The sequence below is a fragment of the Synechococcus sp. LTW-R genome (assembly GCF_014217875.1).
Lineage (GTDB): Bacteria > Cyanobacteriota > Cyanobacteriia > PCC-6307 > Cyanobiaceae > Vulcanococcus.
In genome coordinates this window covers 2,381,754-2,395,568 of the sequence record NZ_CP059060.1, presented here as the reverse complement: position 1 = coordinate 2,395,568, position 13,815 = coordinate 2,381,754, and the positions used below count along the sequence as shown (strand labels likewise).

11 protein-coding genes and 1 pseudogene are annotated in these 13,815 nt (G+C 55.6%); all 12 read right to left on the bottom strand.

Annotated elements, in window-relative coordinates:
* Positions 1-387 precede the first annotated feature (387 nt).
* Positions 388-3,693, bottom strand: a complete 3,306-nt coding sequence (locus H0O22_RS13065) for a FlxA-like family protein (protein ID WP_185187037.1) — start codon at positions 3,691-3,693, stop codon at positions 388-390.
* Positions 3,690-4,730, bottom strand: coding sequence for a hypothetical protein (locus H0O22_RS13060; protein WP_185187036.1), 1,041 nt, complete (start codon positions 4,728-4,730; stop codon positions 3,690-3,692). Before H0O22_RS13060 ends, H0O22_RS13065 begins: the two co-directional genes overlap by 4 nt.
* A gap of 103 nt (positions 4,731-4,833) precedes the next feature.
* Positions 4,834-5,574, bottom strand: coding sequence for a hypothetical protein (locus H0O22_RS13055; RefSeq protein WP_185187035.1), 741 nt, complete (start codon positions 5,572-5,574; stop codon positions 4,834-4,836).
* A 10-nt stretch (positions 5,575-5,584) separates the two neighbouring features.
* On the bottom strand, positions 5,585-5,794 hold the full coding sequence (locus tag H0O22_RS13050) for a hypothetical protein (protein ID WP_185187034.1): 210 nt from the start codon (positions 5,792-5,794) through the stop codon (positions 5,585-5,587).
* Between the two features lie 1,783 nt (positions 5,795-7,577).
* Positions 7,578-7,718, bottom strand: a complete 141-nt coding sequence (locus H0O22_RS13045; protein ID WP_185187033.1) for a hypothetical protein — start codon at positions 7,716-7,718, stop codon at positions 7,578-7,580.
* Between the two features lie 557 nt (positions 7,719-8,275).
* A complete protein-coding gene (locus H0O22_RS13040) occupies positions 8,276-8,593 on the bottom strand; it encodes a hypothetical protein (protein WP_185187032.1) in 318 nt (105 codons plus the stop codon).
* A gap of 336 nt (positions 8,594-8,929) precedes the next feature.
* Positions 8,930-9,163, bottom strand: a complete 234-nt coding sequence (locus H0O22_RS13035) for a hypothetical protein (protein WP_185187031.1) — start codon at positions 9,161-9,163, stop codon at positions 8,930-8,932.
* Positions 9,120-9,518, bottom strand: a complete 399-nt coding sequence (locus tag H0O22_RS13030) for a hypothetical protein (protein WP_185187030.1) — start codon at positions 9,516-9,518, stop codon at positions 9,120-9,122. The genes H0O22_RS13035 and H0O22_RS13030 overlap by 44 nt, the downstream gene beginning before the upstream one ends.
* A gap of 177 nt (positions 9,519-9,695) precedes the next feature.
* A complete protein-coding gene (locus H0O22_RS13025) occupies positions 9,696-11,978 on the bottom strand; it encodes a hypothetical protein (RefSeq protein WP_185187029.1) in 2,283 nt (760 codons plus the stop codon).
* Complete coding sequence (locus H0O22_RS13480; protein WP_370521522.1) at positions 11,975-12,286, bottom strand: hypothetical protein; 312 nt, start codon at positions 12,284-12,286, stop codon at positions 11,975-11,977. Before H0O22_RS13480 ends, H0O22_RS13025 begins: the two co-directional genes overlap by 4 nt.
* A gap of 27 nt (positions 12,287-12,313) precedes the next feature.
* Positions 12,314-13,024: a hypothetical protein gene (locus H0O22_RS13375; RefSeq protein ID WP_255439346.1), complete on the bottom strand. Its 711-nt coding sequence runs from the start codon at positions 13,022-13,024 to the stop codon at positions 12,314-12,316.
* Between the two features lie 66 nt (positions 13,025-13,090).
* Positions 13,091-13,546, bottom strand: a pseudogene (locus H0O22_RS13475) (hypothetical protein); the annotation flags it as partial.
* Positions 13,547-13,815 lie beyond the last annotated feature (269 nt).

Genomic DNA, 13,815 nt, shown 5'->3' with positions numbered 1-13,815 from the left:
GAACTAAAGCAGTCGTGCAAGTCAAAAGGCTTTAGGGGAAGTGCGCGACAGACGTACTTGAGGATTGTGTTGTTATCGATATTTCTTTGTACCAGATCTCTTAGTCTCGCAGAAAGTTGTGATGGTGTGAGTGATGAAGCAGGAAGTGCATTGACAGGAGATGGTATGAAATCAAATATGAGAACAAGGGGTGGAGCGGCGAAGCAGTTGTGGATCTCTGTGACAGGGCAGATTGGGATTGGTTGATAATTCGAAGCAGATGGTCGAGAGAGGGTGTCAAAACACGCGGCAAAAACAGGAGACTGAAGGCAGAGAAGGCAGGGAATGAATGTGAGGAGTGAACGCATAAAAAAAAAGCCCGATCTTAGATCGGGCTTTTGAGTGTCGTTAGAAGACAGGTTTGACTGGAACAGCAACTATAGAAGCATCTGATGGTGGAAGCGAGGATTGAATAGATGGGGACGCATTAGAGGCTTCTAAGCGATTAAGAAGCTTCTGAATAAGTTCGTCTTGACGATTCAAGCGATCTTCCAAATCAGAGATCTGAGAGGAAGGAGGTGCTGATGCTGCAGCTTCAAGGGCAGAAATCTGTGCTTGAAGTTGAGCAAGCTTATCGTTGAGCTCCTGGTTAGCAGCGGCAAGATCAGAGTAATCAGACAGCTGAGACTCAAGCTCAGAAATTTGTTCACGTAGAACCTGTATAAGTTGATCAGTCTGTTCATTGGGCTGTTCAGAAGAAGCCTTTGATGTGAGGGCTTCAATTTGATCAGTGAGATCAGAAATCTGCTCATTAAGAGAAGTAATCTGAGCATCACGTTGAGTCACAAGAGCCGCAATTGCCTGATCATCTACTGAAGCAGGGGTTGCCTTCTTGTGAATAACGCCCAGCGGGAATGTGAGGCCGACACGACCGACAGTTCCGCTAAGTGTTCCATATCCGTAATCGGTGTTGTTAGAGATAGCAACAGCACCGTTAAGTGAGGCACGGTTGCCAATCTTGATAGCACAGCCAAGTGATGCTGCACCAACACTGGAAGCGCCACCTGCACCAATTCCACATCGAGCGAACTCATCGTCACTGGGGACGTAGGTGGGTACTGCACTCAAGGCTGCAGACATAGCAACTTGAGATTTGATGCCCTGGCCCAGCTGCTGAATTGAGCTTTCAACAAAGTCAGGGTCAAAGCCTGTACCAAGAACGCCGTTTGCATCAGTGGTGAGAATCCTTGTGCCGTTAATCGAAGGATTCTGATTGGCTTTGCCAACATAATTACCACCAGGTGCGAGACCAGGAAGTGCGTAATTGGAGCTCTGTGTTCCAATTACAACCTGATTAGATCTCCAGGTAGCAGCTCCGGCACCAATTGCGGTGGATCCAAAGTAATCAGCCCTTGCTCCAGCACCAAGAGCGGTTGAATTAAGTGCCGTAGCAGATGACTGAGTACCAAGAGCTGTGGATCGTGCTCCAAGCGCGTCAGCTTCGAGACCGAACGCGGAGGAGTCCTCACCGAGAGCTTGCGACCGTGAACCGATTGCTACTGCACCACCTGCAGATGTTCCGCCTTGGTTGATTGCTTGGGCTCCTTCACCAATAGCAATTGTTCCTTGACCTCGGGCTTGAGCTCCTCGACCAACTGCCGTTGCAGCGAATGGCCCCTGCTGACTGTCAGCAACTGAATTAGTGCCGACGGCCACGTCAGAAGAAGTGACTGCACGTGCGGATGTACCAACAGCAATCGAGTTACGACCCTGGGCGGCTGAGTTGGTTGCAATCGCGGTAGCTCCAGTGGCTGAAGCTTGGGCGTTAGTACCAACTGCAGTCGAATCAGTGCTGTCTGCACCAGATGTCTGACCTATGGCAGTGGAGCGGAGGCCAGAAGCAGACGCAGAGACGCCTTGGGCAATCGAATTGATACCCGTTGCTTGAGCCTGACGACCAACTGCCAGTGAACTGGAGGCGTTGGCAACAGATTGATTGCCCATAGCAATCGAACTTGTAGTTGCCGTAGACAGGTTGCCAACCGCGATTGCCTCTTCATCAGTGGCTTGTGCGCTGTTACCAACGGCGATGCCATTGAGCGTCACTGCGGTGGCATCAAGACCGATCGCAACAGCATTGACACCAGAAGCTTCTGCGCTCGGACCAGTAGCAACGGCGTTGGTGGTAGCTGTCGATTTGGCGCCGATTGCGATCGCTTGATCATCAGTCGCTTGTGCGCTGTTACCAACGGCGATCGCGTTGATTGTGGAGGCTGTTGCATCGAGACCAACAGCGACAGAACTTACGCCAGCTGCCTCAGTGCTAGAGCCAACCGCAACTGCGTCAGCTTTGGAGGCGGAAGACTCAGTACCTACCGCGACCGCTCGAACAGCATTAGATCTGGCGCTAGTACCAAAAGCAATGCTGTTGGCGTTTGCCGCACGTGAGTTGGTACCAATGGACGATGCGTTAGATCCGGCAGCTCCAGAATCACGACCTTGAGCAATTGACTGGACACCAGATGCAATAGCACTGGATCCAATAGCAACAGCATCAGTGGTCGATGCTGTGGTGAATTTACCAATAGAGACCGAGCTGGAACCATTTGCTACCGCCTGGTTACCCATGGCAACTGAACTTGTAGTAGCCGAGGAAAGGTTGCCAACCGCGATTGCCTCTTCATCAGTGGCTTGTGCGCTGTTACCAACGGCGATGCCATTGAGCGTCACTGCGGTGGCATCAAGACCGATCGCAACAGCATTGACACCAGAAGCCTCTGCGCTCGGACCAGTAGCAACGGCGTTGGTGGTAGCTGTCGATTTGGCGCCGATTGCGATCGCTTGATCATCAGTCGCTTGTGCGCTGTTACCAACGGCGATGCCGTTCAGCGTCACTGCATTCGCGTCATAACCAATCGCAACTGTTGTTGCACCGTTGGCTCGGGCACTGGCACCTGTTGCGACCGATTGGGTGGTGGCCACGGAGTCATCACCAATCGCAACCGCTGATGCACCTGTTGCTGAGGCGCTCACACCAGCTGCCACTGCGTTGGTGGTGGCACTGGACAGGGCGCCGATCGCTGTGGCGTTTTCGTCAGTGGCTTGTGCGCTGTTACCAACGGCGATGCCGTTCAGCGTCACTGCATTCGCGTCATAACCAACCGCAACTGTTGTTGCACCGTTGGCTCGGGCACTGGCACCTGTTGCGATCGACTGGGTGGTGGCGACGGAGTCATCACCAACCGCAACTGCTTGTGCAGCTGTTGCGTTGGCGCTAATACCGACTGCCACTGCGTTGTCGGTGGCTCTGGTGTCATCACCAATCGCAACCGCTGATGTACCCGTTGCTTGAGCACTCACACCAGCTGCCACTGCGTTGGTGGTGGCACTGGACAGGGCGCCGATCGCTGTCGCGTTTTCGTCCGTCGCTTGTGCGCTGTTACCAACGGCGATGCCGTTGAGCGTCACTGCATTCGCGTCATAACCAACCGCAACTGTTGTTGCACCGTTGGCTCGGGCACTGGCACCTGTTGCGATCGACTGGGTGGTGGCGACGGAGTCATCACCAACCGCAACCGCTTGTGCACCTGTTGCCGAGGCGCTCACACCAGCTGCCACTGCGTTGGTGGTGGCACTGGACAGGGCGCCGATCGCTGTGGCGTTTTCGTCAGTGGCTTGTGCGCTGTTACCAACCGCGATGCCGTTGAGCGTCACTGCATTCGCGTCATAACCAACCGCAAACTGGTTTGGCCCGTTGCTCGGGCACTGGCACCTGTTGCGATCGACTGGGTGGTGGCGACGGAGTCATCACCAACCGCAACCGCTGATGCACCTGTTGCTGAGGCGCTCACACCAGCTGCCACTGCGTTGGTGGTGGCACTGGACAGGGCGCCGATCGCTGTCGCGTTTTCGTCCGTGGCTTGTGCGCTGTTACCAACGGCGATGCCGTTCAGCGTCACTGCATTCGCGTCATAACCAACCGCAACTGTTGTTGCACCGTTGGCTCGGGCACTGGCACCTGTTGCGATCGACTGGGTGGTGGCGACGGAGTCATCACCAACCGCAACTGCTTGTGCAGCTGTTGCGTTGGCGCTAATACCGACTGCCACTGCGTTGTCGGTGGCTCTGGTGTCATCACCAATCGCAACCGCTGATGTACCCGTTGCTTGAGCACTCACACCAGCTGCCACTGCGTTGGTGGTGGCACTGGACAGGGCGCCGATCGCTGTGGCGTTTTCGTCCGTGGCTTGTGCGCTGTTACCAACGGCGATGCCGTTGAGCGTCACTGCATTCGCGTCATAACCAACCGCAACTGTTGTTGCACCGTTGGCTCGGGCACTGGCACCTGTTGCGATCGACTGGGTGGTGGCGACGGAGTCATCACCAACCGCAACCGCTGATGCACCTGTTGCTGAGGCGCTCACACCAGCTGCCACTGCGTTGGTGGTGGCACTGGACAGGGCGCCGATCGCTGTCGCGTTTTCGTCAGTGGCTTGTGCGCTGTTACCAACGGCGATGCCGTTGAGCGTCACTGCATTCGCGTCATAACCAACCGCAACTGTTGTTGCACCGTTGGCTCGGGCACTGGCACCTGTTGCGATCGACTGGGTGGTGGCGACGGAGTCATCACCAACCGCAACTGCTTGTGCAGCTGTTGCGTTGGCGCTAATACCGACTGCCACTGCGTTGTCGGTGGCTCTGGTGTCATCACCAATCGCAACCGCTGATGTACCCGTTGCTTGAGCACTCACACCAGCTGCCACTGCGTTGGTGGTGGCACTGGACAGGGCGCCCCGACGCTGGGGCGTTTTTTCGTCCGTGGCTTGTCGCTGTTAAAACGCGATGCCGTCAGCGTCACGCATTCGAGTCATAACCAACCGCAACTGTTGTTGCACCGTTGGCTCGGGCACTGGCACCTGTTGCGATCGACTGGGTGGTGGCGACGGAGTCATCACCAACCGCAACCGCTGATGCACCTGTTGCTGAGGCGCTCACACCAGCTGCCACTGCGTTGGTGGTGGCACTGGACAGGGCGCCAATCGCTGTCGCGTTGTCGTCCGTGGCTTGTGCGCTGTTACCAACGGCGATGCCGTTCAGCGTCACTGCATTCGCGTCATAACCAACCGCAACTGTTGTTGCACCGTTGGCTCGGGCACTGGCACCTGTTGCGATCGACTGGGTGGTGGCGACGGAGTCATCACCAACCGCAACCGCTGATGCACCTAGTGCTCTGGCGCTCACACCAGCTGCCACTGCGTTGGTGGTGGCACTGGACAGGGCGCCGATCGCTGTGGCGTTTTCGTCAGTGGCTTGTGCGCTGTTACCAACCGCGATGCCGTTGAGCGTCACTGCATTCGCGTCATAACCAACCGCAACTGTTGTTGCACCGTTGGCTCGGGCACTGGCACCTGTTGCGATCGACTGGGTGGTGGCGACGGAGTCATCACCAACCGCAACCGCTTGTGCACCTGTTGCCGAGGCGCTCACACCAGCTGCCACTGCGTTGGTGGTGGCACTGGACAGGGCGCCGATCGCTGTCGCGTTTTCGTCCGTCGCTTGTGCGCTGTTACCAACGGCGATGCCGTTCAGCGTCACTGCATTCGCGTCAGAAAAAAACCAACCGACTGTGTTGCACCGTTGGCCGGGCCACTGGCAACTGTGCGATCGACTGGGTGGTGGCGACGGAGTCATCACCAACCGCAACTGCTTGTGCAGCTGTTGCGTTGGCGCTAATACCGACTGCCACTGCGTTGTCGGTGGCTCTGGTGTCATCACCAATCGCAACCGCTGATGTACCCGTTGCTTGAGCACTCACACCAGCTGCCACGCGACTGCTGTCATGTCCTTTATTCCTTTGTTTTCATCCCTTTTTTCCCCTCTTACACGTCTCTGTTTTCTCCCTCCTCTCTCTCTCGCACTGTCTCTTTCTCCTACCTTTTATCCCTTTGCTCTCTTTTTTGTCTCCTTTTTTTTCCTCCCCTGTTCTTTATTTATTAGGTCGTGGTTGGCCCCCCTCCTTTCTTTCTTCTCTCTCCCCCCCCTTTTTGTCCTTCCCTCTCTTATTTTGTCTCGTGCGTCCGTTCTTTTCTTGTCTCTGTATCCTATGCCCTCGGGCGCTTCCACTGAATAGCTTTTCTCTTTTCCACTCTCTTCGTTCCCTCCATCTTTTGCGCACTCCGATCCGTTTTGTTCGCTCCCTTTCGCTCTTCCCGCCTCTTTTTTTCTGCCGCTCTTTTTCCCCTTTCTTACTACGGCTTTTCCTTTCTTTCTGTTTCCTCTCTTGTGCGTCTTTTCCCTCGTATTTTTCTTCTTACCCTCTGCGTCTTATATGTTTTTCTGTGCTCTTACATTTCTCCTCCCTTTTTTCTTCCCCTCCCTTCTGCTGTTTTGTTGGTTACAGCCTCTTCTCTCACTGTTATTGCTCTTGCTACGTTCTTCGCGACTTTTCACTTTGTCGCCCTTTCCTTTGTTTGTGGTGCTTTAGTCTGTTCTTAATTGTACTTCTTTCTCTTTTAGTTCCGGTCCGCTTTCGCTGTTTACGTTTTATTTTGTTTGTTGTTGTCCCATGTTGCCCCTTTGCTTTATCTACCCATTCCTGCTCTCAGGAGTTCTTTCTCCGCTTTCTTGTCATTTTCTTAACTTGTTTCTACCTGTTTCTTTTTGGTCCTATTGACTTTCAGTTCGTTACCATTCTTAACTTTGTTTTCTATTTTTTTGTGATTCTTGCTTTATTTAATTACCCTTGATAACTAGCGAGTACCCTGGTATACTTACCTTTTTATTTTTCTTCCTGCGCTTGGCCACATTGTTCCCTATCCCCCTCCATCCGCTCAATACTTCCTTTATTCCTTGTTCGTATTCCGCCCTCCGTCTGCTTCTCTCTTATCTTTCTTCTTGCTCTTCTATAGACATCTCTTTCCTTCCGGCCGCGATGTCTTCGTTCCCGTTGTTGCCCTTCTTTTTCCCCTTTTGTTGGTCTTTCGTTCCTCGTTTCCCCGTTGAGTCATCTATTCTCTTTTCTGTTTTGCTCTTGTTTTCCTTCTAGGTGCAAGCCTCTTTTTATTTTGATTTTTCCATGTAAATTCAATTGAACGCTTTGCTCTTGACTCTCCCCCTTTCCGTTCCTCCCCCGGCCCCCACTTTCTCTTTCCTTTGTTCTCTTCCCCCCCCCTCTTTTTTTTCGCCCTACCTCCTCTCTTGCCTTATACATCTCCCTGTTGTTCTTCCTCTTCTTTTCTGCCCCGTCTCTTTCCCTTCCCCATCTCCCCCCTTCTTTTTCCCTCCCTCCCCGTCCCCCTTCCCCCCGTTCCGCTTTTTTTCCTCCCTCCTTCTCCCTTGTCTTCTCCCCCTTTCCTCCCTCCCTCGCGTTTTACTCTTTCCCTCCCCCTCCTGCCCCTTTCCCTCTCTCCTTTTCCTCCGCCCTCTCCTTGTACTTTTGCCCTCTTTTTCCCCTCTTTCCCCTTCCTCCCCCTCTTTTTATCCCTCCTTTCTCATTTCTACCTGTCCCTCCTTTTGTCTGTGGTAACTTTTTCCTTGTCGCGCCGTCTCTGTTTCTTTCCCCCCCCCCGTTTATTTTTTTTTCCTCCTTTTCACCTTCTCTATTCCCTGCTCGTCTCGTGTCCTTTCCCTCTCTTGTTCTTTAGTCTCTCCTTTTTTCTTTCGGGTCCCCCTTCTTTTTTTTTGCCTTCTTGTTCTTTTTTCTTCGTTCTCACCTTGACCTTTCTTTCGTTGTCCTCCATTCTCTTCTTTACTTCTTCCCCTCCCGCTCTTCTCCCTCTCCTTTCGTACTTTGTTTCCCTTGTTCTTTTATTTTTGGTCTTTTTATTGTTTCTCTTTCTCTCCTCCTTCTTTCCTCTCCCTTTCCCCCCCCCCTTGTTTTGTCTTCCCCCCCTTTTCTTGTTTCTTTCTCTTTTCTCCTCCTTTCCCCTACTCTTTGTTCTTTGTCGGTTCTCTTTCTCTTCCCTCGCCCCTACTTTCTCTCCTTCTTCTCCTGTCTTTTTTCCTTCTTTCTTTTCCCCCTTTGTGTCTGCGCTCCTTCTTCTTCGTCCCCCCCCCCCCCGTTTCTTTCTTTCTCTTTCCTCCCCCCCCTCCTCTTCCCCCCCCCCCCTCTCCTCCCCTTCCCCCCCCCCCCCCTCCTATTTTCTTTTCCCTCCCCCCCCCTTCTGTTATTGCCTTTCCTCCTCCTCTCTCCCCTTTTCGTCCTCCCCTTCTCTTTACTTGCCTTTCTCCTCCCTGTCCCTCGCTTTTTTTCCCCCTTTCCTTTTTTTTCTCTCTGCCCCCCCCCCCCCCCTTTCCCCTACTCCTCCCCCCCTGTTTTCTTTCCCCTTTCCTCCGCGTCTCCTCTCTCTTCTCTCTCCCTCTTTCCTACTTTTATTTTTTTCTCGCCCTCCCTTGTCCTGCTCTCCTTCTTCTTTCCCTGTCCTTGTGTTTTCTTCCCCCATTCCCCCCCCATCTTCCTTCTTCTCCCCTTTCTGTCCTCCCTTGTTTTTTCCCCCCCTCTCCCTTCTTCTTTCTTATTTTCTTCCCCTCCCCCCCTTCCCTTTCTTACTTTTTTCTTGTTTTTTCTGTCATTCTTTTGCCTATTCCTTACCCATCTCTTTTTTGTCCTCCTCATTTCCTTTTTTTCCCCCCCCCCTCCCCCCCCATCCCTTGTTCTTTTTTCTCTTTTTCTTCCCCCCCCGTCCCCCTGCCTTCATTCCGTTTCGCCCCTCCTCCCCCCCCTTCCTTTTTTCTTACCTCCCCCCCCCCTCTTTATGTGGTTTTTTTTTGCCCCCCCTCGTTCCATTTGGTCTCACCCCCTCTTTTCTTCCTCCTTTCGTTTTTTCTCGCCTTATCTTTTTTCATTTTCCTTCTTCTCTTCGCCTTTCTTTCATTCCGTTTCAATTTAGTGACTAACTTCCTCTTTTGCACTCCCATTTACTCTAAACCACTCTTTTTTCTTTGATTGGTTTTAATTGGTGTGGCACGGACAGGGCGCCCGCATCGCTGTCGCGTTTTCGTCAGTGGCTTGTGCGCTGTTACCAACGGCGATGCCGTTCAGCGTCACTGCATTCGCGTCATAACCAACCGCAACTGTTGTTGCACCGTTGGCTCGGGCACTGGCACCTGTTGCGATCGACTGGGTGGTGGCGACGGAGTCATCACCAACCGCAACCGCTGATGCACCTGTTGCTGAGGCGCTCACACCAGCTGCCACTGCGTTGGTGGTGGCACTGGACAGGCGGCGCGATCGCTAGTCGCGTTTCGCCGTCCGCTTTGCGCTGTTTACCAACTGGCGATGCCGTGAGCGTCACTGCATTCGCGTCATAACCAACCGCAACTGTTGTTGCACCGTTGGCTCGGGCACTGGCACCTGTTGCGATCGACTGGGTGGTGGCGACGGAGTCATCACCAACCGCAACTGCTTGTGCACCTGTTGCTGTGGCGCTCACACCAGCTGCCACTGCGTTGGTGGTGGCACTGGACAGGGCGCCAATCGCTGTGGCGTTTTCGTCCGTCGCTTGTGCGCTATTACCAACGGCGATGCCGTTCAGCGTCACTGCATTCGCGCATAAACCAAACCGGCAACTGTTGTTGGCACCGTTGGCTCGGCACTGGCACCTGTTGCGATCGACTGGTGGTGGCGGACGGGAGTCATCACAAACCGCCAACGCTGAGGCACCTGGTGCTGTGGGCGCCGATACGACTGCACTGCTCGGTGGTGGCGACGGGAGTCATCAACCAATCGCTACCGCTGATGCACCTGTTGCTGAGGCGCTCACACCAGCTGCCACTGCGTTGGTGGTGGCACTGGACAGGGCACCGATCGCTGTGGCGTTTTCGTCCGTGGCTTGTGCGCTGTTACCAACGGCGATGCCGTTGAGCGTCACTGCATTCGCGTCATAACCAACCGCAACTGTTGTTGCACCGTTGGCTCGGGCACTGGCACCTGTTGCGATCGACTGGGTGGTGGCGACGGAGTCATCACCAACCGCAACCGCTGATGCACCTGTTGCTGAGGCGCTCACACCAGCTGCCACTGCGTTGGTGGTGGCACTGGACAGGGCGCCAATCGCTGTCGCGTTTTCGTCCGTGGCTTGTGCGCTGTTACCAACGGCGATGCCGTTCAGCGTCACTGCATTCGCGTCATAACCAACCGCAACTGTTGTTGCACCGTTGGCTCGGGCACTGGCACCTGTTGCGATCGACTGGGTGGTGGCGACGGAGTCATCACCAATCGCAACCGCTGATGCACCTAGTGCTCTGGCGCTCACACCAGCTGCCACTGCGTTGGTGGTGGCACTGGACAGGGCGCCAATCGCTGTCGCGTTGTCGTCCGTGGCTTGTGCGCTGTTACCAACGGCGATGCCGTTGAGCGTCACTGCATTCGCGTCATAACCAACCGCAACTGTTGTTGCACCGTTGGCTCGGGCACTGGCACCTGTTGCGATCGACTGGGTGGTGGCGACGGAGTCATCACCAATCGCAACCGCTGATGCACCTAGTGCTCTGGCGCTCACACCAGCTGCCACTGCGTTGGTGGTGGCACTGGACAGGGCGCCGATCGCTGTCGCGTTTTCGTCCGTGGCTTGTGCGCTGTTACCAACGGCGATGCCGTTCAGCGTCACTGCATTCGCGTCATAACCAACCGCAACTGTTGTTGCACCGTTGGCTCGGGCACTGGCACCTGTTGCGATCGACTGGGTGGTGGCGACGGAGTCATCACCAACCGCAACTGCTTGTGCAGCTGTTGCGTTGGCGCTAATACCGACTGCCACTGCGTTGTCGGTGGCTCTGGTGTCATCACCAATCGCAACCGCTGATGTACCCGTTGCTTGAGCACTCACACCAGCTGCCACTGCGTTGGTGGTGGCACTGGACAGGGCGCCGATCGCTGTCGCGTTTTCGTCAGTGGCTTGTGCGCTGTTACCAACGGCGATGCCGTTCAGCGTCACTGCATTCGCGTCATAACCAACCGCAACTGTTGTTGCACCGTTGGCTCGGGCACTGGCACCTGTTGCGATCGACTGGGTGGTGGCGACGGAGTCATCACCAACCGCAACCGCTGATGCACCTGTTGCTGAGGCGCTCACACCAGCTGCCACTGCGTTGGTGGTGGCACTGGACAGGGCGCCGATCGCTGTCGCGTTTTCGTCAGTGGCTTGTGCGCTGTTACCAACGGCGATGCCGTTGAGCGTCACTGCATTCGCGTCATAACCAACCGCAACTGTTGTTGCACCGTTGGCTCGGGCACTGGCACCTGTTGCGATCGACTGGGTGGTGGCGACGGAGTCATCACCAACCGCAACTGCTTGTGCACCTGTTGCTGTGGCGCTCACACCAGCTGCCACTGCGTTGGTGGTGGCACTGGACAGGGCGCCAATCGCTGTGGCGTTTTCGTCCGTCGCTTGTGCGCTGTTACCAACGGCGATGCCGTTCAGCGTCACTGCATTCGCGTCATAACCAACCGCAACTGTTGTTGCACCGTTGGCTCGGGCACTGGCACCTGTTGCGATCGACTGGGTGGTGGCGACGGAGTCATCACCAACCGCAACCGCTGATGCACCTGTTGCTGTGGCGCTAATACCGACTGCCACTGCTTCGGTGGTGGCGACGGAGTCATCACCAATCGCAACCGCTGATGCACCTGTTGCTGAGGCGCTCACACCAGCTGCCACTGCGTTGGTGGTGGCACTGGACAGGGCACCGATCGCTGTGGCGTTTTCGTCCGTGGCTTGTGCGCTGTTACCAACGGCGATGCCGTTGAGCGTCACTGCATTCGCGTCATAACCAACCGCAACTGTTGTTGCACCGTTGGCTCGGGCACTGGCACCTGTTGCGATCGACTGGGTGGTGGCGACGGAGTCATCACCAACCGCAACCGCTGATGCACCTGTTGCTGAGGCGCTCACACCAGCTGCCACTGCGTTGGTGGTGGCACTGGACAGGGCGCCAATCGCTGTCGCGTTGTCGTCCGTGGCTTGTGCGCTGTTACCAACGGCGATGCCGTTCAGCGTCACTGCATTCGCGTCATAACCAACCGCAACTGTTGTTGCACCGTTGGCTCGGGCACTGGCACCTGTTGCGATCGACTGGGTGGTGGCGACGGAGTCATCACCAACCGCAACCGCTGTGAACCTGTGCGGTGCGTAATACCGACTGCCACTGCTTCGGTGGTGGCGACGGAGTCATCACCAATCGCAACCGCTGATGCACCTGTTGCCGAGGCGCTCACACCAGCTGCCACTGCGTTGGTGGTGGCACTGGACAGGGCGCCAATCGCTGTCGCGTTTTCGTCCGTCGCTTGTGCGCTGTTACCAACGGCGATGCCGTTCAGCGTTCAACTGCATCGCGTTCATAAAACCAAACGTAACTGTTTGTTGCACCGTTGGCTCGGGCACTGGCACTGTAGCGATCGACTGGGTGGTGGCGACGGAGTCACACCAACCGACAACTGCTGCATGCACCTGTTGCTGTGGCGCTTAGTACCGGACCGCTGACACTGCCGTCCGGTGGTGGCGACGGAGTCATCACCAATCGCAACCGCTGATGCACCTGTTGCTGAGGCGCTCACACCAGCTGCCACTGCGTTGGTGGTGGCACTGGACAGGGCACCGATCGCTGTGGCGTTGTCGTCCGTCGCTTGTGCGCTGTTACCAACGGCGATGCCGTTCAGCGTCACTGCATTCGCGTCATAACCAACCGCAACTGTTGTTGCACCGTTGGCTCGGGCACTGGCACCTGTTGCGATCGACTGGGTGGTGGCGACGGAGTCATCACCAACCGCAACCGCTTGTGCACCTGTTGCTGAGGCGCTCACACCAGCTGCCACTGCGTTGGTGGTGGCACTGGACAGGGCGCCAATCGCTGTCGCGTTTTCGTCCGTGGCTTGTGCGCTGTTACCAACGGCGATGCCGTTCAGCGTCACTGCATTCGCGTCATAACCAACCGCAACTGTTGTTGCACCGTTGGCTCGGGCACTGGCACCTGTTGCGATCGACTGGGTGGTGGCGACGGAGTCATCACCAACCGCAACTGCTTGTGCACCTAGTGCTCTGGCGCTCACACCAGCTGCCACTGCGTTGGTGGTGGCACTGGACAGGGCGCCAATCGCTGTCGCGTTGTCGTCAGTGGCTTGTGCGCTGTTACCAACGGCAATAGCGTTTTCGCTAGCTGCTAGTGCATCTTGACCAACAGCGACAGCACCATCAGCCTGAGCAGTTGAACTAGTACCGACAGCGACCGCGTTTGTGGAAGCGGACGAGTCATTACCAAAGGCAGCACCAGCAATACCGGTGGCCTTAGCGCTAGAGCCAACGGCTAGTGCGTCAACTGATACAGCGGTTGCGTCAAAACCAATAGCAATGGCACCAGAGGTGTTCGCAGTTGTCTGAGCGTCACCGATTGCGACGACACCAGCGGTAGCTCCCGTAATAGTTGTGAGACCAGAGACGTCTGGGTCTCCACGAGAAGTACCGAGATTCAGTGCGCCAACTGGTACTTCCCCAGCAGTGCGGGTGCTTGTTTCTGCGTTGGTGGTACCGCCAGCGCCGTTATCGACTTCGATGGCCGCCGCAAATGCGGCCATCGGCGTCAAAAGCTTGCCTATAGACAAAAGCGCGACGAACAGACCTAAAGCTCTGTTAATCGGCGATGAGCGTCGTGACGAGCGACTCGTAGGCGAACCGCTGGTGCCGATGAGAGAGACCCTCAGCAGAAGGTTGAAAGCAATTCCCTTACGGCCGTTCGGTTGCTTACGAGGCTGCACAAGAAGCTGGCAAATCCCGCGAAGAGTAGCCAAGAAAAACCCCGATATGCAGCAGCCAAGCGAGGAAGTGTCACAGCAAAAGATATGCC

Excerpts from the sequence above, each read along its gene's own strand:
- H0O22_RS13045 (WP_185187033.1), bottom strand. The coding sequence starts at position 7,718 with ATGGAGGACAACGAAAGAAAGGTCAAGGTGAGAACGAAGAAAAAAGAA.
- H0O22_RS13040 (WP_185187032.1), bottom strand. The coding sequence starts at position 8,593 with ATGAGGAGGACAAAAAAGAGATGGGTAAGGAATAGGCAAAAGAATGAC.